Below are 21,180 nucleotides of genomic sequence, written 5' to 3' on the forward strand. Positions count from 1 at the left end.
CCAGGAGCTGTACCCATGCCCGCCGCCACACTGTTGAGCGAACTCAAGTCCCTGGGCGTCGAGCTCTGGCACCAGGACGGACAACTGAAATTCCGCGCGCCCCAGGGCCTGCTCGATGCCGAACGCCTGGCGCAACTGCGCGAACACAAACAGCAAATCCTGCACCTGCTCGAGAGCCAGGAACGCCCCCTGGTCCAGGCCGACTCGGCGCTTCGGCATGCGCCCTTCCCCCTCACCGACGTGCAGAACGCCTACCTGCTGGGCCGCCAATCGTCGTTCGGCTACGGCAATGTCGCCTGCCATGGCTACCTTGAACTGAGCTGGCCAACACTCGACCCGCAGCAGGTGGAACAGGCGTGGAACCGCCTGATCACCCGTCACGACATGCTACGCGCGGTGATCGCTAGCGAAGGCTCGCAGCGCGTACTGGCCGACGTTGCCCATTACCCGGTGGCCGTCGCGGACCTACGTGGCGCCCCCCTCGAGCAACATCAACACGCGGTGCAACAGATTCGCCAGGCCATGGAACAGAAGCTCTACCCCACCGAACAATGGCCACTGTTCGAGCTGCGCCTGAGCCACAGTGACAGCGGCGACACCCTGCACTTCTCCATGGACTCACTGATCGCCGACTGGGCCAGTGCGCAGTTGCTGTTCAATGAGCTGGAGCAGTTGCTGCAGGATCCCCACACCGAGCTGCCTCCACTCGACATCACCTTCCGTGACTACCTGCTCGCCGAGCGTGGTTTGCTCGAAGGCAGCCGCCATCAACGGGACCGCGAGTATTGGCTCGCGCGCATCGATGAACTGCCCGCCGCACCGCAATTACCTGTGCCTCTGAGCGGTGAAGACACGAGCGTGCCGCGCTTCCAGCGGCACTCGGCACAACTCGACCGGGCGCAATGGGCCGCCCTGAAAACCGCCGCCAGCGAGCGTGGCCTGACCCCGTCGATCGTGGTGCTCAGCGCCTATGTCGGCACCCTGCAACGCTGGAGCCAACAACCCGTCTTCAGCCTCAACCTGACGTTGCTCAACCGCTTGCCGCTGCACCCGCAGGTGGACCGGCTGGTGGGGGATTTCACCTCGGTCAGCCTGTTGCAGGTCAATGACCCCCAGGGCCAGGACTTCACTACCCAGGCACGGCAACTGGGCAGCCAACTGTTTGCCGACCTGGAGCACCGGCTGTTTTCCGGTGTCCAGGTGATGCGCGAAATCGGCCGTCGACGCGGGCGTGAAGCCTCCGCCATGCCGGTGGTGTTCACCAGCGCCATCGGCCTGTCGATCGACCCACCCGCGGCCAGCCAGCGTAGGGTCGGCCATGGCCTCACCCAGACCCCGCAGGTCACCCTCGACTGCCAGGTGATGGATGACACGCGCGGCTTGCACATCCACTGGGATGTGCGCCAAGGCGTGTTCCCCGATGGCTTGGTGGACGACATGCAGCAGGCCTTCCTGGCCGAACTGCAGCTATTGGCCCTGGACCCGGCCGCCTGGGAACACCCCATGCAAGTGCCGCTGCCGGCCTGGCAACGACGTGAACGCCTAGCGGCGAATGCCACCGCAGCACCGCTGCCCAACGGCCGTTTGCACGACGGCCTGCTGGCCATGGCCTGGGAGCATCCGCACGCCCTGGCGGTGATCGACGCCAGCGGCAACCTGACCTACGCCGCACTCGCCGAGCGCGCCCTGGCCGTGGCCGCGACCCTACAAGCTGCCGGTTGCACCGCCCAGGAGCCGGTGGCAATCCTGATGCCCAAGGGCCTCGACCAGGTCGTCGCGGTCTACGGCGTGTTGCTCGCCGGCGCCGCCTACCTGCCCCTCGACAACAACGCCCCGGCCGCCCGCCGCGATCGCGTGCTGCGCAGCGCCAAGGTGCGTCATGTGCTCGGCCAGTCCCAGGCCCAGCCCCACGAGCCGCTGCCCGAGGCGTTGCACTGGCATGCGGTGGACGGCCTGTCGCCGGCCAGGCCTGATTTCGAAGTCGTCGACGGCAGCCCCGATGACCTCGCCTACGTGATCTACACCTCCGGCTCCACCGGTGAACCCAAAGGCGTGATGATCAGCCATCGCGCCGCCCTCAATACCGTGCAAGACATCAACCGCCGCTTCCAGCTCAACGCCGATGACCGTGTACTGGGGTTGGCGCAGTTGAGTTTCGACCTGTCGGTGTATGACCTGTTCGGCCCCCTCGCGGTGGGTGGCACCCTGGTATTGCCCGACCCGGCACGCGGCGCCGACCCATCGCACTGGGCCGAACTGGTACAGCGCCATCAAGTGACGTTGTGGAACTCGGTGCCGGCGCAGTTGCACATGCTTGCCCACTACCTGCACGCTGAGCCACGCCCGCTGGACAGCCTGCGACTGGCGCTGTTGTCCGGGGACTGGATTGCGCTGAACCTGCCGCCGCAACTCCAGCAATTGTTACCCGGCCTGGCGCTGGTGGGCCTGGGTGGCGCCACCGAAGCCTCGATCTGGTCCAACCTGCATCCCATCGGTGCGATTGACCCAGCGTGGCGCAGCATTCCCTACGGCCTGCCCCTGGCCAACCAGGGCTTTCGTGTACTCGACAGCCAATGGCGCGATGCGCCGACCTGGGTACCGGGCGACCTGTACATCACCGGTGTCGGCCTGGCCCAGGGTTACCTGGGCGATCAGGCATTGAGCGACGCGCGGTTCTTCGCCCACCCGCTCGACGGCCAACGCCTGTATCGCACCGGCGACCGTGGCCGCTACCTGCCGGGAGGTGAACTGGAATTCCTCGGTCGCGAAGACGGCCAGGTGAAAATTCGCGGGCATCGCGTGGAACTGGGCGAGATCGAAGCCGCCTTGCTCGCCACTCCCGGCGTGGACAGCGCGGTCAGCCTGGTCACTGGCGAGGCGAGCGGCGAACGAAGCCTGCTGGCCTTCGTCACCGCTGCGCGGGTAGAACCCGAACCGCTGCCCGACGTGCCCTTGCTCGCGGCGATCAACCGTTATGCCGATAGCCAGATCGGCACGTTTGATGCGCAACAGGTGCGCGATTATCAGGCCGACCTCAGCGCTGCCGCATTGAGTTCGATGCTGGAGGTCATGCTCAAGGCCAAGCTGTTCAGCGGCGAGCTGGCCGAGCCCGATGCCCCCGCCATCCTGCACGCCTTGCAGGCCGAGCCGCGCCATCACTGGCTGGTGCGCCGCTGGTTGGGCGCGCTGTGCGAAGCAGGCCTGTTGCTCCAGGAACAATCACGTTATCGCCTGCCGCACACCGCGCCAAACCCGGCATTTGCCTGGGGCCGGGTGGAGCAGGCGGTCGCCACGGGGTTGTGCAGCCAGGCGCTGTTCGACTATCAGCTCAACCATGTACGGCAATTGCCGCAACTGCTCAGGGGCGAGGTCAACCCCTTCGACCTGCTGTTCCCCCAAGGCCAACAGAACCTGGCCTTTCAGCTGTACGGCGGGGATGCCGTGTCGCGCTACAACAACCACAGCGTCGCCGCGCTGATCAACCGACTCGCCACTCACCATGCCGGTGACGGTCCGCTGCGCATCCTGGAAATCGGTGCCGGCACCGGGGCTACCAGCACGCCGGTGATCAGCCTGCTCGATGGCCTGGAGGTCGATTACCTGTTCACCGACATGACCGCGTTTTTCCTGCCGGCGGCCAAACAGCGCTTTGCCGACCACGTCTGGGTGCGCTATGGCGTGCTGGACATTGACCAGGACATCCGGCCGCAAGGGCTGGCCAGCAACACCGTGGATATCGTGCTGTGCGCGGGCATGCTCAACAGCGTCAAGGACATCGACAATGCCCTCGGCCAGATCACTGAATTGCTCAGCCCCGGTGGGTGGCTGGTGTTCAGCGAACCCACCGGCGAATGGCCGCCGATCCTGTTGACCCAGGGCTTCATGATGACGCCGGTCAATGGCGACCACGACCAGGGCCGCAGTGGCTTGCGCAACGCCGAGATCTGGCAGGCGCAGGTCAAGGCGTTTGGCGGTGAATGCCTGCCCGCCCTGCCCCGCGCGGACCACCCGTTGGCCGCCCTTGGCATGCAGGTGTTTGCCGCACGCTTCAAGGCCGGGTTCCAGCGCCTGGACGTCGAGAGCCTGCGCCGTGCCCTGGCGCAGCGCCTGCCGGACTATATGCTGCCGGCGCACCTGCAAGTGCTCGACCGTTTGCCACTGACCGCCAACGGCAAGGTCGACCGCAAGACCCTGGCCGGTTGGCGCCCCGCCGCCGATGCCCAGGCACCAGCTGGCCAGGAGGCACCGATCGATCCGTTGACGGCCGAGTTGTGCCGGTTGTGGGCCGAGGCCTTGGGCCTGGCGCAGATTGGCGTCGACGACAGCTTCTATGAGAAAGGCGCCGACTCGCTGATCCTCGCCCGCGTCGCCGGCCAACTGCGTGAACAACTGACCCAGGCCCAAAGCCTGAGCTACGACACACTGCTGCGGCAGATGCTCAACGAGCCGAATGTCGCCGCCCTGGCGCGCCTGCTCAACCATGGCGAAACAGCGCCTGCCGCCACAGCAACGAGCGGCGAAGCCCAGCGCTCATCGAGCAGCAACGCGTTGGTGGTGCCGTTTGGCGGTGGCGAGGTTGGCCCAGTGCGAGTGATGTTCCATGCCGCCCTCGGCACCCTGGATTACTTCCAGCACCTGGGCCGCGCCCTGGCCGAGCAGCAGGCCGGGCCGGTGATCGGCTTTGCCGTGGCCGACACCGCGCAATACCTGGCGCTGGAGCCCAAGCGCCTGATCGAAAGCGTGGCCCAGGACTACGCCGAACGCTTGATCGCCGAGGGCCATCAACGCTTCCAGTTGATCGGTTACTGCCTCGGCGGGCTGCTCGCCACCGAGGTCGCCCGGCGCTTGCTCGAACGCGGCATGGAAGTGGTGGACCTGAGCCTGATCGACAGCATCCCGATGTTCATCGACACCGACGAAGAGCTGGCCTACGAGGCGATCTTCGTGCCCAACCTGAACCTCGACCCGGTCAAGACCGTGTTCGGCGCACATATCGAAGACTACGACGTGTACCGCGCCATCGACCTGTTGATGGCCCGCGACAACCGCCGCGTCCCCGCCGGGGCCATGGCGGCGTTGAGCGGCGATCCGGGGCTGGAAGCCTTGGCGCTGGCGGTGCAGCAACAGTCGGCGCGCAGCCAGGAAGAACGCCTGGCCGAGTACGCGCGCCTGGCGTCCGGCCAGGCCGGTGTGCCCATCGGCCCCGAGCTGGTGCCGACGCTGTTCCGGGTGTGCCGCCACAGCATGCGCGCGGCGCGGTTCGACCCGCCGCCGTTGCTCGGCAACATGACCTACCTGCGCTGCCTGGAGCAGCAATCGTTCGGCATCACCGGCGGTGTCGGCCACCTGGCGGCACCGTTCTGGGAAAACGCGTGCCTGGGGCGGTTCGACTTGATCGATGTGCCCGGCAACCACTTCAGCGTGATCGAACCGCCCCACGTCCACATCGTCACCGCACACCTGCTCGAGGCCCTTCGGAAAAACTCATGACGACCGCTCTGGATACCCTGAAACGCCCGGTCAACCGCCTGATCCGCATCGGCGTGGTGTTTGCCGCGATTGGCGCGCTGGTCAACCTGGTGCCCTTTATCGGACTGACCGAACTGGGCCGCTTGCTGCTGGCCGGCAGCGCCGACAGCCACACCTTGTGGCTATGGGCCGCGCTGGTGGTGATCGCCCTGAGCCTGGGCTGGATGGCCAGCGGCGTGGCCCTGTGGCTGACCCACCTGGCCGACCACCGCTTGCAGGCCAGCCTGCGCGAAGCCATGGTGCGCAAGCTGGGGCGCGTGCCCTTGGGCTGGTACACCGACACCACTTCGGGCGCCGTGCGCAAAGTGGTGCAGGACGACCTCGAAGACCTGCACCACCTGATCGCCCACCATGCGGTGGAACTTACGGCGGCGATCGTCACGCCCCTGGCCGGGCTGGCATGGCTGGCCACGTTGAACTGGCGCCTGGCGCTGCTGGCGGTGCTGACCCTGCCGATCTATGCGGTGGCCTACAGCCTGATGATGCGCGGCTTCGGCGCCAAGATGCAGTTGCTGGACAAGAGCATGACCCGCGTCAGCGCGGCGATTGTCGAGTTTGTGCATGGCATTGCGGTGGTCAAGGCGTTTGGCCGCGTAGGCCAGGCCCATCGCAGCTATCAACAGGCCGTCAACCAGTTCAGCGAGCAATACGCCGGCTGGGTCAAGCCGCTGCTACGCCTGGAAGCGTTTTCATCGATGGCCTTGAGTGTGCCGGTGATTCTGCTGGTGAGCCTGGGGGTGGGCAGCCTGTTGCTGGCCAGGGGCTGGATCACGCCCCTGGAACTGTTTGCCGAGACGCTGGTGGCAGTGGTCATTCCACAATCGTTGCTGGTGATCAATCAGAGCCTGACCGCCCAGCGCACCGCCCTTGCCGCGGCCGACCGTATCGAAGCGCTGCTGGACGTCGAAGAACTGCCCACGCCCAAGGTCTGCATGCAGCCCCAAGGCAGCGACATCACATTTGAACAGGTGCAGTTCGGCTACGACCCCGCGCACCTGATCCTCAATGGCGTGGACCTGCACTGCCCGGCCGGCAGCGTGACCGCTCTGGTCGGCGCTTCCGGTTCCGGTAAATCGACCCTGGCCAAGCTCGTACCGCGCTTTCACGACGTGAATGCCGGCCGCGTGCGGGTGGGCGGTGCCGATGTGCGCGAGATCGACCCGCGCCAGCTGTACCAGCAGGTCGGCTTCGTGTTGCAGGACGCGCAACTGGTGCACGGCACCGTCGCCGATAACCTGCGCCTGGGCCGCCCCGAGGCCAGTGACGAGGACGTCGAGGCGGCGGCGCGTTCGGCACAGATTCACCAACGTATCCAGGCCCTGCCCCGGGGGTATCAGTCGATGATCGGCGAAGACGCGATTTTCTCCGGCGGTGAAGCACAGCGCTTGTCCATCGCCCGCACGCTGTTGGCCGACACCCCGGTGCTGATCCTCGATGAGGCCACCTCCCATGCCGACCCCGAATCCGAGGCGCTGATCCAGGACGCTCTGTCGGCCTTGGCCCGAGGCCGCACGGTGCTGGTGATCGCCCACCGCCTGGCGAGCATCAGTGGCGTGGATCAGATCGTCGTCCTCGGCCAGGGCCGCGTGCTCGAAAGCGGCCGCCATGAGCAATTGCTGGCGGCCAACGGCGCCTATGCCCGCCTGTGGCGCGCCAGCGCCGAGACCACCGCCCCCGACCTGGAGATGCCCCTGTGATCCGCAGCCTTGTGACTTTATTGGGCCCGGCCCATGCTACGCGTCTCTACCGCTACCTCGCATGGCTGGTGACCAGTGCCGTACTGCAAGGCCTGGCCGTAGCGTTGCTGGTGCCGATCCTGCACGCGCTGTTCGCCGGTGACCTGCCCACGGCCATGGCCTGGCTGGCCGGCCTGGCGGCAATGGTAGTGTTGACCTGCATCGCTCATTACCAGCAGGCGATGAAGGGCTTTGCCCTGGCCCTGGTGGTGCTGACCACCCTGCATGATCGCCTCGGCCAGCACCTGGTCAGACTGCCATTGGGCTGGTTCAACTCGGAGAAAGTCGGACGCCTGTCGCGCAGCGCCACCAGCGGCACGCTGATGGTCACCGGGTTGTTTGCCCATTACCTGGGGCCGGTGGTATCCGGCGTGGTGGTGCCGGCCACGGTCGCGCTGACCCTGTTCGTGTTCGACTGGCGCCTGGGGCTGACCGCCGTGCTGTGCGCGCCGCTGATCTACTTCACTCATCATTGGTCGGCCGCCGCCATCGGCAGCAACGATGCGCGGGTTGAAGCCGCCGCCACCCTCGCCGGTAACCGGGTCGTGGAGTTCGCCCGCTACCAGCAAGTACTGCGCGCCTTTGGCCGGACCCAGCACGGTTATCAACCATTGCAGGCGGCCAACCTGGCACAGAAACAGGCCGGCGGTTCGATGCTGTCCCAGACCTTTCCCAAGCTGCTGGCCGGCGGGCTGACCGTGCAACTGGCGTTCGCGCTGCTGGTGGGCGTGGGCATTGCCCTCGCTGCCCAGGGCGAGATCGACGCTATCCAACTGGTCGCCCTGCTCGCCCTGGCGGCGCGGTTTGTCGGGCCGCTGGCCGAAGCGGCGGCGCGCAGCGGCCTGTTGCGCATGGCCGGCAACGACCTGGATCAACTGGTAGGCATCCTGCGCGAGCCGCCGTTGCCGGAACCCGTGGCCAGCCAGCCGTTGACCGCACCCGGCAGCCTGGCCTTCGAACAGGTGAGCTTCGCCTACCCCAGCGGCCCCACGGTGTTGAGAAACCTGACGTTCGACGCGCCGGCCCACTCGATGACCGCGATTGTCGGTGCCTCGGGCTCGGGCAAGACCACCGTCACTCGCCTGCTGATGCGTTTTTTCGATGCGACCGAGGGCCACGTCAAGGTCGGCGGCGTGGACGTGCGTGAGCTGTCCAACGAGGCGCTGATGGCGCAACTGTCACTGGTGATGCAGGACGTCTACCTGTTCGACGACAGCCTCGAAGCCAATATCCGCGTGGGCAGCCCGGATGCCAGTGCGCGCCAGGTGGCCGAAGCGGCAAGGCTGGCCGGCGTCGATGAAATCGTCGCGCGCCTGCCCCAGGGTTGGAACACGCCAGTGGGCGAAGGCGGCGCATCATTGTCGGGTGGCGAACGCCAGCGGGTGTCCCTGGCCAGGGCGTTGCTCAAGCGCGCGCCCATCGTGCTGCTGGATGAAGCCACCGCCGCGCTCGACCCGCAGACCGAAGCCTTTGTGCAGGCCGCCATTCGCAGCCTGATGCAAAGCTCCACCGTGCTGGTGATCGCCCATCGCTTACCGACCATCATGGCCGCCGACCAGATCCTGGTACTGGACGAAGGCCGCCTGATGGAAGCCGGCACCCATGCGCAGTTGCTGAGCCTCGAGGGCCGCTACGCCAGGTTCTGGCATGACCGCCAGCGCGCCGGTGGCTGGCGCCTGAATGCGCAGGCCGAGCCATGCTGATCGGTGTAGTGGGCGCCAGTGGCGACGTCGGCCTGGCCAGCGTCCAGGCGCTGTTGAGCTTGGGCGTGAACGACCTGCGCCTGGGCGGGCGTAACCCGAAAAACGGTGCGCGCTGCCTGGCGCTGCTCCAGCAGCAATGGCCCGACGCACGCCTGCAATGGACAACGGTGGACTTCAACGACGCGCCTGCCCTGGCCGCGTTCGCCCGCCGCTGCGACGTGCTGCTCAACTGCGCCGGCCCGTCCTGGCAAGTGCAGGACCGTGCCGCGCAGGCGGCGCTGAAGGCCAATGCCCATTACGTCGATGCAGCAGGCGATATGCATCTTGAGCCGTCGCGGTGGCGTGGTCGTTGCGCGGTACTCGGCGCTGGCCTGCAACCGGGATTTACCGGCCTGCTGCCACGCTGGCTGGCGGAGCAGGCATTCACCCAGGTGCAGGGCCTGACCAGCTATTTCGGCCTGCGTGATCAATTCACCGCCGTGGCCGCCGACGACTTCCTGCAAGGCGCGGTGGACGGCTCCAGCGAACCCTTGGCCGCCTGGCGCAACGGCCGTCGCAGCCGCGCGCTGAGACGGCGCCGGGATGTGGTGTTGCCGTGTTTCCCAGGCCAAGTCCATCTGCTGCCCTACTTGAACCACGAAGGCGAACGCCTGGCCAGGGACCTGCGCCTGGACGTCGGTGAATGGTTCAACGTGATCACCGACGGCTACGTGCTGAAGGCCCTCGACCAGGCCCATGGCCTGCCGCGCGCCGACGCCGTGCAACGGTTGTGCGCAGCCAGCCTGCTGGACCTCAGCGGCCAGGCGCCCTTCGTCACCCTGCTGCTGCAACTCGAAGGTCTGTGCGACGGCCAGGCGCGAACCCGCAGCCTGATTTTCAGTGGCACAGGCAACGCGGCGCTGACCGGTGCAATGGCGGCGGCCACGGTGGTGAGCGTGCTGGAAGGCGAGATCAGCCCTGGCTGCCATTACGCCGCCGAGGCGTTGCCCCCCGCCGCCAGCCTTGAACGCCTGCAACGTACGGCGGCGATCCGCGCGCTGAACCTGCTGCACGGCCCGCTCGATCACTTGCACCGCGTCGAAGAAGGTTGCTTATGAATGCCGCCCTGAATGAGCTTGAACACCTGAGCCTGTGCGTCATGGCCCAAGTGCTGCTGCACACCCAGGCTTTGCCGGTGCAGCTCTGGCGCAGCCCTGCGCATATCAACCAGGCCCTGGGCACGGCCCCACGTCATGCCTGGATTGTACGGCGCTGGCTGGCAGCACTGTCACGCACCGGTGTTGTACGGGACGACGGCGAACGCCTCGCCTGGCAGGGCACGCCGCCACAAGCAGCAGTCGGCGAGTTGCCACGGCTGTATGCCGCCCTGGGCTTCCCCGCCAACATGGCGTTCCTGCACACCCAGGTCATCGAGTACCTGCCCGCGCTGCTGCGCGATCATATCGCCCTGGCGCCCTTACTGCTGCAAGCCGGTGACCCTGTGGCGGTGCTTGGGGCCTACCAGCAGAACCACTTCACCACGGCAATCAATCAAGCCCTGGCGGCACGGGCTCGCGAAGTCAGTGCCGCCGGCGATCGGTTACGTGTGCTGGAACTGGGCGGCGGTGCCGGCTACACCACGCGCGCCGTGCTGGCAGCGCTGGAAGACCGCGAAAAAGACTATCGCTTTACCGACATCAGTACGCTGTTCACCGGCGCGGCCCAGCGCCAATTTCGCCTGGAACCGGGGATGCAATTCGGCTTGCTCGACCTGGACCGCGACTTCAGCCACCCGGGCATCGAGGCCCGCGGCCAGGACCTGGTGATCGCCGGCAATGTGCTGCATAACGCCCGCGACCTGCCACGCAGCCTGGCGCAAATCCGTGCCTGCCTGCGCGATGGCGGCACCTTGTTGTTCAGTGAGTCGATCGCCGACAACCCGGCGATGCTGACCTTCATGCACCTGTTGCTGTCACCGCCCGCCGATGCGCCACAGCGGACCTCGGATGAAGCGTTCATGGCGCCCGACGCATGGCGCCAGGCCTTGCAAGCCCAAGGTTTTCAGTTGCTGGGCGTATGGCCCGATGCAGCCGACCCACTGGCGACTGCCGGGCAACGCTTGTTCCACGCCACAGGAGTTTCATGATGACGCTGAACGTCGACACCCTGCTGATCGACCTGCCCAGCGGCCGGCACCCGTGGCACTTGCCCGCCTTCACCGACCTGGGCAGTCATCACCTGGCCCCGGCGCGTCTATTGGCCGTGCTCGAACGCCAGCGCCCGGCGGTGGTGGTGATGGGCGCCGAACAACTGGAGCGGCTGCTGGATTTCCCCGCCCTGCCCTTGAGTGACCTGAGCCACCTGGAGCAGGTGTTGTTTATCAGCCCTCATCCGGGCGACTGGCAGCTCGCGGAACGGGCGGCGGGGCAACTCAATTGCCAGGTCCAGGGGTTCACGGATGCTCAGGGCACATGGCGAGACCTGGCCAGCGTCAAGCTCGAACACCAACGCTGGCGCGAACGTGCCCTTGGCCATCCAGACGTGAATGCCGTCACGCTCCACGGCCAGACGTTATTCGCCGTGCCGCGCCTCTGCGAGATAGCGCCGGTCGAGGATCACCTGGCCGCGACCGAGGCCGCCCTCGACCAGCAGTTTGCCGCCGGGCACTTGACCGAAGCGGTGCAACTCAACGATCAGCTCGGCCACGCCGCCTTACTGTCAATGCTCAATGGGCTGGACCATTGCGGCCTGCTGCCCGCGCCGCTGAACGATGTGGCCCAGGCCCTGGCCCATGCGGGCATCGCGCCTGGCCACCGGCCATTGATTGCGCGCTGGCTGGATGTATTGCAGGCGCAAGGTCTGTTGCGCCGTGAAGGCACGCAACTGCTGCCCACCCTCGACGCCAGCGTCTGGAGCGACGCAACCCTGGAATCTATCTGGGCGCGACTGACGGTAGACTGGGCCCGCAACACCGGCGGCAGCGGCACCCTCGAGTATGCGCGGGACAATGCCCGCCAGTTGCCGTCGTTGATGCGCGGTGACTGCGCGGCGGTGCACCTGCTGTTTCCCGAGGGCCGCACCGAGCGCGCGGCGGCGTTGTACCGCGAAAGCCTCGCGGCGCAATACCAGCACCGCGCCGTGGCCCATTGGATCGGCGCCTGGGCTGCGCGCCAGGCAATCGGCGTGCCGTTGCGCGTACTTGAAGTCGGCGCCGGCACCGGGTCCACCACCCAGGCCGTATTGCCCGCCCTGGCCGACGTGTCGGTGGACTATCTGTGCACCGATGTATCCCGCTACTTCAGCGAGCAGGCCGCCGAGCGCTTGCAGGCATGGCCGTGGGTACGCCACGGCGTCTTCGATATCGACCGCCCGGCCCTGGCGCAGGGTTATCGCAGCCAAAGCTGGGACCTGATCGTCGCCGGTGGCGTGCTGAATGCCGCCCGCGACATAGAGCGCTCCCTGGCCACCCTGCTGGCCTTGCTCAAACCGGGCGGCTGGCTGGTGTTCAGCGAGCCGACGCGAGAGGAATTCTGGGTGATGGCGTCCCAGGCTTTCATGCTCAACCAGGCCAACGATGAGCGCCAGTTGAGCAGCGCCACCTTCCTCGACCTCACGCAATGGCAAACCGCACTGGCCAGGGCCGGGTTCCAGGGCAACCGCAGCCTGCCTGCCGCCGGGCACCCGCTGGCGAGCCTAGGCCATCGCGTATTCGTCGCCCAGGTGCCCGCCCAGCGCCTGAGCCGCGCGAGGCTGGCCGATCATCTGGAACAACCCGCCCTGCACCTTGAACTTTCCGACCAGTTGCCCGACAGCCACACGCTGGGCCAGTGGGCCTCTTTCATTGCCATCAAGGACCTCACATGACCCCGCCCACCTGCCCCGTGGCCTACCCCTTCAACGCCTTCACCGACCTGGACCTGGCCGAACCCTATCGCAGCGCCCAGCAAGCGCCGGGACTGTTGCGCATCCAGATGCCCATCGGCGCGCCCGCCTGGCTCGCCACCCGCTATGACGACGTGCGCCTGGTACTCGGCGACCGGCGTTTCAGCCGCAGCGAAGCGTTTCGCCGCGACGATGCCCCGCGTGCCTTCCCGCGCATCGCCGGGGGCATTGTGATGATGGACCCGCCGCAACTCACCCGCATCCGCTCGCGCGCCGCCCAGGCCTTCACCCGTCGCCGCGTCGAAGCCTTGCGCCCTCACGCCCGCGAATACGCCCACCAGTTGATCGACCGCATGCTCGCCGCCGGCCCGCCCGCCGACCTGGTCAACGACTACGCATTACCCCTGCCCCTGGCATTGATCTGCGAACTGCTGGGCGTGCCGTTGCAGGACCGCGAACGCTTCAAGGCGTGGAACGATTCCTTGCTGTCCACCCGTGCCGAAGACGCCGCCCAGGCTCAACAACACCTGGGCGAACTGGCGGCGTATATCAAGGGCCTGGTCGCCGAGCGCCGACGCGAACCCCGCGACGACTTCATGACCGCCCTGACCCAGGCCGATGAAAAGGGCGAACACCTCAGCGAAGAACAATTGCTGCTGTTGTGCATCGCGATCCTGGTCGCCGGTTATGAGGGCAGTGCTTCGCAGATCCCCAATTTCATCCAGGTGTTGCTGGACAATCCCACACAGTGGCAACAGCTCAAGGACCATCCCGAACAGATACCGCAGGCGGTGGAAGAACTGCTGCGCTATATCCCGCTGGCGTCGGCGGCGATGTTCGTGCACTACGCCCTGGAAGATATCCAGATGGGTGAAACCCTGGTGCGCCAGGGTGAAGCGGTGTTCGCCTCCATCGGCGCGGCCAACCATGACCCGGCACGGTTTGCCAACCCTCAGGCGCTGGACCTGCAGCGCGATGCCAGCGGGCACTTTGGCTTTGGCCACGGCCTGCATCACTGCATCGGTTCGGCCCTGGCGCGGGTGGAATTGCAAGAGGCGTTGCACGCGCTGGTGGTGCGCCTACCCAACCTGCAACGCTGCGGCGAGGCGCAATGGAAAACCGCGACGTTCTTTCGCGGCGCCCACTGCCTGCCGGTGACCTGGTCATGAGCCGCGCACGCAAACGCGTGATCGTTGCCGGCACCGCGTTCGGCCGCATCTACCTGCAAGCCCTGGCCCGCGCCCATGACCGCTATGAACTGGCGGGCATCGTGTCGCGCGGCAATACCTACTCCCGGGCCTGTGCCGATCACTATGGGGTGGCGCTGTACGAAGCCGTCGAGCAAGTACCCGATGACGTCGATATCGCCTGTGTGGTGGTGCGCTCCGGCGCCACCGGCGGTGCTGGCAGCGAACTGGCCCAGCAACTGTTGCGGCGTGGCATCCACGTGTTGCAGGAACACCCGGTGCACCACCGCGAAATTGCCGCGTGCATGCAGGCCGCCCGCCAAGGTCAGGCGGCCTATGCGGTGAACACTCTGTACCCCAATATCCTGGCAATCCGTCGCTTTCTCGCCGTGGCCGCTTACCTGCGCGAACAACGGGGGCTGGCGTATATCGAGGCCGCCTGCAACAGCCAGGTGGCCTACCCGCTGCTGGATATTCTCGGGCGCCTGGCGGGCGGATTACGGCCCTGGGTGTTCGCCGCACCGGCAGCCGGTGTCGGGGCGCAGCCTTTCACGCGGCTCAATGCCAGTTTCAACGGTGTACCGATCAGCTTGCGGGTGCAGAACCAAGTGCATCCTCAGGACCCGGACAACCACTCGTTCCTGCTGCATCGCCTCGAAGTGGGCTGTGAAGCCGGGGTGCTGAGCCTGTGCGACACCCACGGCCCGGTGCTGTGGAACCCACGCCTGCACGCCCCACGGGACAACACCGACCGCCTGATCATGGCGGGCCCCGGCAGCGAGCGGCTGGCCGGGCCGACGATGGTGGTGCTCGACCCGCAGATGCCGGCGAGCTACCACCAGGTGTTCAACCAGATCTGGCCCGACGCAGTCACCGTCGCCCTCGGCGAGCTGTGCCGCGACATCGACGACCCCACGCGGCGCCTGCACAGCGGCGTATGGGCCACCGAGGTGTCCATGGCCTGGCGTGAAATGAACAGCCTGATCGGCATGCCCGCCTTGATTGAACCCGCGGTGCCCCACGCACTGCCATTGGCCGAACTGCACAACCGTGCCGACGCCGTGCACCCCCCTGGCGGTGACGACACCGCGCAACTGCTGGGAGCCTTGCCGTTTTGAACAGAGCCCTATTCCCTTCCACCTGCAGCCATGTGCTGTTGTGGGTGCGTGACTTGCACCAGGCCGTGGCGAATTTTCGCGCTGCCGGCTTCGAAGTGACCTACGCCACCGCCGAGGCCCGCGCCCAGCATGCGCATATCTGGTTCAGCCAGGGGCCGATCATAGAGCTGCTCACCACGCCGCGTCACGCCTGGCTATTCAAGTGGCCCATCGACTGCCTCGCCGGCCGTGGCGCCGGACGGCGCATGTTGCGCTGGGCCGCTCAGGGCGAAGGCTTTTGCGACCTGGCGCTGCGGTGTGACGACCCGCTCCTAGCGCCACGCGTCAAGAGCCTGGCGGCCTGTGGCGTGAGCATGGGCCGTGCGGTGAACTGGCGGCGAACCTGCGCGGACGGCAGCCACACACGCTTTCGTTTCGTCTACCCGCGCCATGATCGCCTGCCGTTCCTGGTCACGCCCTATGAGCCCGCCCAGCACCCGGCGCGCATGACCCACCCCAATGGCGCCACGGGGCTGGCGGCGATCCACCTGGGCGTACACCCCGCCGACCAGACCGCCCTCAACCTGCTGACCGGTGACGATCCGCTGCTGCAAATCCGACCAGCCGAACACACCGGCGTACAGGCGGTGCAAATCACCGGCCTGACGCACCCGCTGACTCTGCACGGCGCCCGCTTGCTGGGTTGCCCGACCGCTCAAGGAGATACCCATGCTTGATGGATGCACCGACTGGCCCGACGACTTTATCCGCCGCTATCGCGAGCAAGGCTACTGGCAAGGCGTGTCGCTGGGCCAACTGCTGCGCGAGCAGGCACAACGCACGCCACACAAGGAGGCGCTGGTAGACGGTACCCGGCGCTGGAGCTACGCCGAGCTGGACCAACAGGCCGACCGACTGGCGGCCGGCCTCGCCGACCGAGGACTGCGCGCCAGCCAGCGGGTGCTGGTGCAACTGCCGAATATCGCCGAGTTCTTCAGCCTGACCTTTGCCCTGCTGCGCCTGGGCGTGATCCCGGTGTTTGCGCTGCCGGCCCATCGCGAACATGAGCTGGCTCACCTGGCGCATCTAAGCCAGGCAGTCGCCTATGTGATTGTCGATCAGCACCTGGGCTTCGATTACCGACCACTGGCACGCACCCTGCGCAAACAAGTGCCAAGCCTGCAACAGGTGTGGGTGGTGGGTATGGCCGAGGAGTTCGTGGCCCTGGCACAGTGCGTTGCCAACCCGCGTGAGCTGCCGGCGCCGGACTCACGGGAGGTCGCCGTGCTGCTGTTGTCTGGCGGCACCACCGGCCTGCCCAAGCTGATCCCGCGTACCCATGACGACTTCGCGTGCAATGCGCGCCTGGCGGCGCGCGCATGCGGTTTCGATGGCGACACCCGTTACCTGGCGGCGTTGCCGGTCGCCCACAACTTCCCCCTGGCTTCGCCCGGCGCACTCGGCGTGTTCAGTGTCGGCGCCACCCTGGTGCTGGCCCCGGAACCGAGCCCGGACACCGCCTTCGAACTGATCGAACGCGAACGCATCACCCATACCGCCTTGATCCCGCCGCTGGTGCTGTTGTGGCTGGAAGTGGCGCAATGGTCCGACAACGACCTGACCAGTTTGCAATGGCTGCAGGTCGGTGGTGCGCGGCTCAAGGCCGAGATCGCCGCGCGCATCCGTCCGGCCTTGGGCTGTGGCCTGCAACAGGTGTACGGCATGGCCGAAGGGCTGCTGTGCTTTACGCCGCTGGATGACCCGCAGGAACGTGTATTCGACACCCAGGGACTGCCGCTGACGGTCGCTGATGAGATCCGTATCGTCGACACCGATGACGTGCCGGTCGCACCTGGCGCCGTGGGTGAATTGCTGGTGCGCGGCCCCTACACCATTCGCGGCTATTACAACGCTGGCGAGCAGAACCAACGTGCCTTTACCGCCGACGGTTTTTACCGCAGCGGCGACCTGGTACGGCGCCTGCCCGAAGGACATTTGATCGTCGAGGGGCGCACAAAGGATGTGATCAACCGCGGCGGTGAGAAAATTCCGGTGGAAGAGATCGAGAACCTGCTGCTGGGCCATCCGCTGATACGCGATGTGGCGCTGGTGGCCCTGGCCGATGAGCTGCTGGGTGAGCGCAGTTGCGCCTGCGTGCTGGCCCACGGCGCGTGTGTCGACCTGGCATCGATCAATGCCTGGCTGCGCGACCATGGTCTAGCCGCCTACAAATTGCCGGATCGCTTACAGGTGCTGCGCGAGTTCCCGCTGACGCACCTGGGCAAGGTCAACCGCAAGGCCCTGGCGGAACAGGTGCTGGCTTTATGAGCGGCGCCCCATCCCCCTGGCTGCGCGGGCTGCGTGAGGGTGCCCAGGCACGGGCACGCCTGGTGTGCCTGCCCCATGCTGGGGGCAGTGCGAGTTTTTTTCGCCCGTGGCTGGCGCACCTGCCGGGAGATATCGACTTGCTGGCCGTGCAGTATCCAGGGCGTGAAGAGCGCTTCAATGAAACGCATATCCCGTGCCTGGCCAGCCTGGCCGAACACATTGCCCACGCACTGCTGGCCCTGCCCGCCCGGCTACTGCTGCTGTTCGGCCACAGCATGGGCGCAGCGCTCGCCTACGCCGTGGGCCTGCGACTGGAAGCGGCAGGCTTGGGTGCCGCCCATGTATTCGTCTCGGCCCACCCGCCGCCACACCGGCAACCGTCGAGTGACCTGCACCGCCAGGACGACGCCGCGCTGATCGCCGACATCCTGCGACAGGACGCCGAAGCCGCCGGCCTGTGGGCCAACCCGCAACTGCGCGCGCTGTTCCTGCCAACCTTGCGCAGCGACTACCAGGCCATCGAAACCTGGCGCCCGGCGCGGCTCGCCCCCTTGGCGGCACCCATCGACGTACTGCTGGCCCGCGATGACGCGGAGGTCAGCCTTGACCAGGCCCGCGCCTGGGCCGACTTGACCGCTCACACCCCGGATATCCGCCTGTTCGACGGTGATCACTTTTACCTCAAGCAACAGCCGCGACCGGTGATCCATCACCTGTTGCAACGCACTGCCTACCTTCAGGGAGACTCGGTATGAAAACCCCGGAACACTGCACTGGCCTTTCGGACATTCGTCACGCCATCGACACCCTCGACCAGCAGATCATCGATGCCCTCGGCCTGCGCATGCAGTACGTCAAGGCGGCCTCGTCGTTCAAGCCCGACCAGGCCAGCATCGCCGCACCGGAGCGCGTCGCGGCGATGTTGCCCCAGCGCCGGCAATGGGCGCAAAACGTCGGGCTGGATGGCGAGTTTGTCGAAAGTTTGTTCAACCAGATCATCCATTGGTACATCGCCGAACAGACAGCCTACTGGCTGCAGAAAAAGAGCAAGGCGGTATGAACGCAGCCGCTTTGCTGAAGGTGTTTGAAACGGCCCGACAGCGGGCGGTACAGCACCAGCGCCCCGTTATCGCCGTGAGTGCGCACCCCGCGCCGACCCTGGCTCCCTTGGCGCTCTACGCAGCGCATCGTCAGGGTTTCTTCTGGTGTGCGCACTCACCGGACCTGACGATGTTCGGCCTGGGCTGCGCCTGGCAGATCGAGACCACGGGCCCGCAGCGCATGGCCGAGTTGGACCGGCAATGGTCCGCGCTGTGTGCCGATGCGGCGGTCGATGGCCCGTATTCGCCATTGTTGCTGGGCGGCATGCGTTTTGATGAGCAGCAACCTTGCTCGCCCCATTGGGCGCCGTTTGCCGACGCCAGTTTTCAACTGGCCCATTGGTTGCTCAGCGAGGATACCAACGGCCGCTGGCTGCGCTGCCAGCGGGTGGTCGCACCCGACAGCGACCCGGCGGCGCTGGCACGCGAAAGCCTGGCCGCCTATCAGCAACTGCTCAACCCGCCCACCTCGGCGGCCACTGCGCCCGACGTTATCGAACGCAACGCGCTGCCTTCGCACCAATGGCAAGCCAAGGTCGATACGGCGTTGCAGGCCATTACCCGCGGCGACTTGAACAAAGTGGTGTTGGCGCGGCATATCGAGTACCAACTGGACGCGGCCCTCGACAGTGGTGCAGTGATGCAGCGGCTGCACGCACGACGCAACGCGTCCCATCTGTTCGCACTGCACCGTGGCAAACATTGCTTCATGGGAGCCACCCCGGAACGGCTGCTCAATTCCCAAGAAGGCCACCTGACCACCCACGCCCTGGCCGGCAGTGCGCGACGTGGCATCACCGCGGACGAGGATCACGCCATCGGTGAACGGTTACTGGCCGATCCCAAGGAACAACATGAACACCAACTGGTGGTACAGACCATCACCCATGCCCTAGGCGACAAGGTCAGCGACATCCAGGCCGCGCCATGCCCCGGCCTGCTGAAACTGGCCACCGTGCAACACCTGAGCACACCGATCGCGGCACAACTCAACCCCGACAAACGTTTACTGGACGGTATCCAGGCACTGCACCCGACACCGGCGGTCGGTGGCTTGCCGAGGGCACCGGCCTTGAATTTCATCCGCGACCACGAAGGCTTCGACCGGGGTTGGTACGCGGCGCCAGTGGGCTGGCTGGACTCAAAGGGCAATGGAGATTTTCTTGTAGCCCTGCGTTCGGCATTGATCACTCATCAACACTGTCATTTGTTCGCAGGGTGCGGGATTGTTCATGGCTCCTGGCCTGCCGATGAGTATGAGGAAACTCAAATCAAGCTTGCCAGCATGGAGCATGCATTACTGCTCTTCCCACACCGATCAATAACGTAGGAGCGAAGTTTAGCTAAAACTGGACAATGCCCCATTCGATAACTACAAAAATCTTTTTGGAGCACGCGTCTAACTTGAGTGAATTTTCTTCTACGTTCTAAAAGCGACTGAACATACTTCAGATTTTTTACTGAGTGAGTAATCTGCTCACTTGATGCTGCCTCCAGACTCACACGGGGCAGCATTATGCTAATTAAAAATATCCGCAATTTGTTGCTACTTCCAATAGCATTGGCCTACAGCAGTAGCTATGCCGCCTTGGCTCATGAGCAGGTGTAGTGGTCAACCAGCAGATACCGCGCACCGCGCGTCTTTAACTGCATCGAGCTCCAGCACGTCACCACGAGAAATATCCGCGATCGGAAGATCGCCCAAACACGGCAGCATGTCCTTCTTCAGGTATTTGCTGGCTTGCCCTGCACTGCCCTTATTACTTTTCTTCAGTTTTTTACTTCGGAACTCATGCCAGCGATCAGCAACCGCTTCAAATGTGTTGCTGGCGGCGTGAGAGGCTTTCTGCCGCTCGGCGCGACGATGTGATCGGGGATCAATATGTTGGCCACCAGCGTACGTGCAGCCCTCTCCGCTGGCGAGCCTCCTTGAGACTCACGTCGGGATAGGTGCCAAGGGAAATACGCAATTGCTTGTCATGCCAATAGAAACGGAAATGCCAGCGGTGTACTTAAATATGTACTTAAAACCGTGGTTGGAGATGGATTCCAGTGGAATTCAGAAAACGAAAAAAGCGGCTCAAGGCCGCTATTTCCGTGACTTCCAGGCATTCAGTGGGCCTTAGTGGAAGCGAATATGGCGCAGCGGACGGGACTCGAACCCGCGACCCCCGGCGTGACAGGCCGGTATTCTAACCGACTGAACTACCGCTGCGTATCGCTCGGACTTGCGTCCGTTTGAATCGTTTAAACCGTTGATTGAAAGGCTTCGGTGCTTTTCAATCGCAAGCCAGGCTAACCTGACTTGTACGAATATGGCGCAGCGGACGGGACTCGAACCCGCGACCCCCGGCGTGACAGGCCGGTATTCTAACCGACTGAACTACCGCTGCGCGTCGGTTGGTAGCTTCGTTAGAAGCGACCTTCTCTTTCGAGAAACTCAAGAAGTGGTGGGTGATGACGGGATCGAACCGCCGACCCTCTGCTTGTAAGGCAGATGCTCTCCCAGCTGAGCTAATCACCCTTTGCTTCGTTGAGGCCGCGAAATTTACGCAGGTATCGAAGCTAAGTCAAGGGGATTATTGGGTTTTTTTCAAAAAACAGTAAAAACAGGCGCAACCTTCAAGCGGCAAGTAAAA

The 21,180-nt window shown here is 65.4% G+C and carries 15 protein-coding genes and 3 tRNA genes; 13 read left to right on the top strand and 5 right to left on the bottom strand.

Annotated features, from left to right (window positions below):
- Positions 1-15 precede the first annotated feature (15 nt).
- From NTD86_RS22080 to NTD86_RS22140, 13 genes are read left to right on the top strand one after another with little or no spacing between them, the layout of a single operon-like run.
- Positions 16-5,490 (top strand): non-ribosomal peptide synthetase, encoded by a 5,475-nt coding sequence (locus NTD86_RS22080; RefSeq protein ID WP_262205448.1) that lies wholly within the window; start codon positions 16-18, stop codon positions 5,488-5,490.
- Complete coding sequence (locus NTD86_RS22085; RefSeq protein ID WP_262205449.1) at positions 5,487-7,226, top strand: ABC transporter ATP-binding protein; 1,740 nt, start codon at positions 5,487-5,489, stop codon at positions 7,224-7,226. The genes NTD86_RS22080 and NTD86_RS22085 overlap by 4 nt, the downstream gene beginning before the upstream one ends.
- Positions 7,223-8,968 carry an ABC transporter ATP-binding protein gene (locus NTD86_RS22090; protein ID WP_262205450.1) on the top strand — a complete coding sequence of 582 codons (1,746 nt, stop codon included), beginning with the start codon at positions 7,223-7,225 and terminating at the stop codon, positions 8,966-8,968. Before NTD86_RS22085 ends, NTD86_RS22090 begins: the two co-directional genes overlap by 4 nt.
- Complete coding sequence (locus tag NTD86_RS22095) at positions 8,962-10,065, top strand: saccharopine dehydrogenase NADP-binding domain-containing protein (protein ID WP_262205451.1); 1,104 nt, start codon at positions 8,962-8,964, stop codon at positions 10,063-10,065. Before NTD86_RS22090 ends, NTD86_RS22095 begins: the two co-directional genes overlap by 7 nt.
- On the top strand, positions 10,062-11,093 hold the full coding sequence (locus NTD86_RS22100) for a class I SAM-dependent methyltransferase (RefSeq protein ID WP_262205452.1): 1,032 nt from the start codon (positions 10,062-10,064) through the stop codon (positions 11,091-11,093). Before NTD86_RS22095 ends, NTD86_RS22100 begins: the two co-directional genes overlap by 4 nt.
- A complete protein-coding gene (locus NTD86_RS22105; protein ID WP_262205454.1) occupies positions 11,090-12,811 on the top strand; it encodes a class I SAM-dependent methyltransferase in 1,722 nt (573 codons plus the stop codon). Before NTD86_RS22100 ends, NTD86_RS22105 begins: the two co-directional genes overlap by 4 nt.
- Positions 12,808-13,998 carry a cytochrome P450 gene (locus NTD86_RS22110; protein WP_262205455.1) on the top strand — a complete coding sequence of 397 codons (1,191 nt, stop codon included), beginning with the start codon at positions 12,808-12,810 and terminating at the stop codon, positions 13,996-13,998. The genes NTD86_RS22105 and NTD86_RS22110 overlap by 4 nt, the downstream gene beginning before the upstream one ends.
- Entirely contained in the window at positions 13,941-15,134 is a 1,194-nt protein-coding gene (locus tag NTD86_RS22115; protein WP_262205457.1) for a Gfo/Idh/MocA family oxidoreductase, read from the top strand. The genes NTD86_RS22110 and NTD86_RS22115 overlap by 58 nt, the downstream gene beginning before the upstream one ends.
- Positions 15,131-15,850, top strand: coding sequence for a VOC family protein (locus tag NTD86_RS22120; RefSeq protein ID WP_262205458.1), 720 nt, complete (start codon positions 15,131-15,133; stop codon positions 15,848-15,850). Before NTD86_RS22115 ends, NTD86_RS22120 begins: the two co-directional genes overlap by 4 nt.
- Positions 15,843-17,441 (top strand): (2,3-dihydroxybenzoyl)adenylate synthase, encoded by a 1,599-nt coding sequence (locus NTD86_RS22125; protein WP_262205459.1) that lies wholly within the window; start codon positions 15,843-15,845, stop codon positions 17,439-17,441. Before NTD86_RS22120 ends, NTD86_RS22125 begins: the two co-directional genes overlap by 8 nt.
- A complete protein-coding gene (locus NTD86_RS22130) occupies positions 17,438-18,196 on the top strand; it encodes a thioesterase II family protein (RefSeq protein ID WP_262205460.1) in 759 nt (252 codons plus the stop codon). Before NTD86_RS22125 ends, NTD86_RS22130 begins: the two co-directional genes overlap by 4 nt.
- Entirely contained in the window at positions 18,193-18,501 is a 309-nt protein-coding gene (locus tag NTD86_RS22135; protein ID WP_261753965.1) for an isochorismate lyase, read from the top strand. The genes NTD86_RS22130 and NTD86_RS22135 overlap by 4 nt, the downstream gene beginning before the upstream one ends.
- Positions 18,498-19,871, top strand: a complete 1,374-nt coding sequence (locus NTD86_RS22140; RefSeq protein WP_262205462.1) for an isochorismate synthase — start codon at positions 18,498-18,500, stop codon at positions 19,869-19,871. Before NTD86_RS22135 ends, NTD86_RS22140 begins: the two co-directional genes overlap by 4 nt.
- Positions 19,872-20,153: 282 nt before the next feature.
- Here the strand turns inward: NTD86_RS22140 and NTD86_RS24400 are convergent, their stop codons facing one another.
- The 5 genes from NTD86_RS24400 to NTD86_RS22160 form a co-directional block, all read right to left on the bottom strand.
- Positions 20,154-20,423, bottom strand: coding sequence for a phage integrase central domain-containing protein (locus NTD86_RS24400; protein WP_410017010.1), 270 nt, complete (start codon positions 20,421-20,423; stop codon positions 20,154-20,156).
- Positions 20,419-20,511 carry a hypothetical protein gene (locus NTD86_RS24405; protein ID WP_410017008.1) on the bottom strand — a complete coding sequence of 31 codons (93 nt, stop codon included), beginning with the start codon at positions 20,509-20,511 and terminating at the stop codon, positions 20,419-20,421. Before NTD86_RS24405 ends, NTD86_RS24400 begins: the two co-directional genes overlap by 5 nt.
- 168 nt (positions 20,512-20,679) lie before the next feature.
- Positions 20,680-20,756, bottom strand: a tRNA-Asp gene (locus NTD86_RS22150).
- Between the two features lie 101 nt (positions 20,757-20,857).
- Positions 20,858-20,934: transfer RNA gene (locus tag NTD86_RS22155), tRNA-Asp, on the bottom strand.
- Between the two features lie 55 nt (positions 20,935-20,989).
- A tRNA-Val gene (locus NTD86_RS22160) sits at positions 20,990-21,065 on the bottom strand.
- Positions 21,066-21,180 lie beyond the last annotated feature (115 nt).

The organism is Pseudomonas sp. 7P_10.2_Bac1 (genome assembly GCF_025465935.1).
GTDB lineage: Bacteria > Pseudomonadota > Gammaproteobacteria > Pseudomonadales > Pseudomonadaceae > Aquipseudomonas.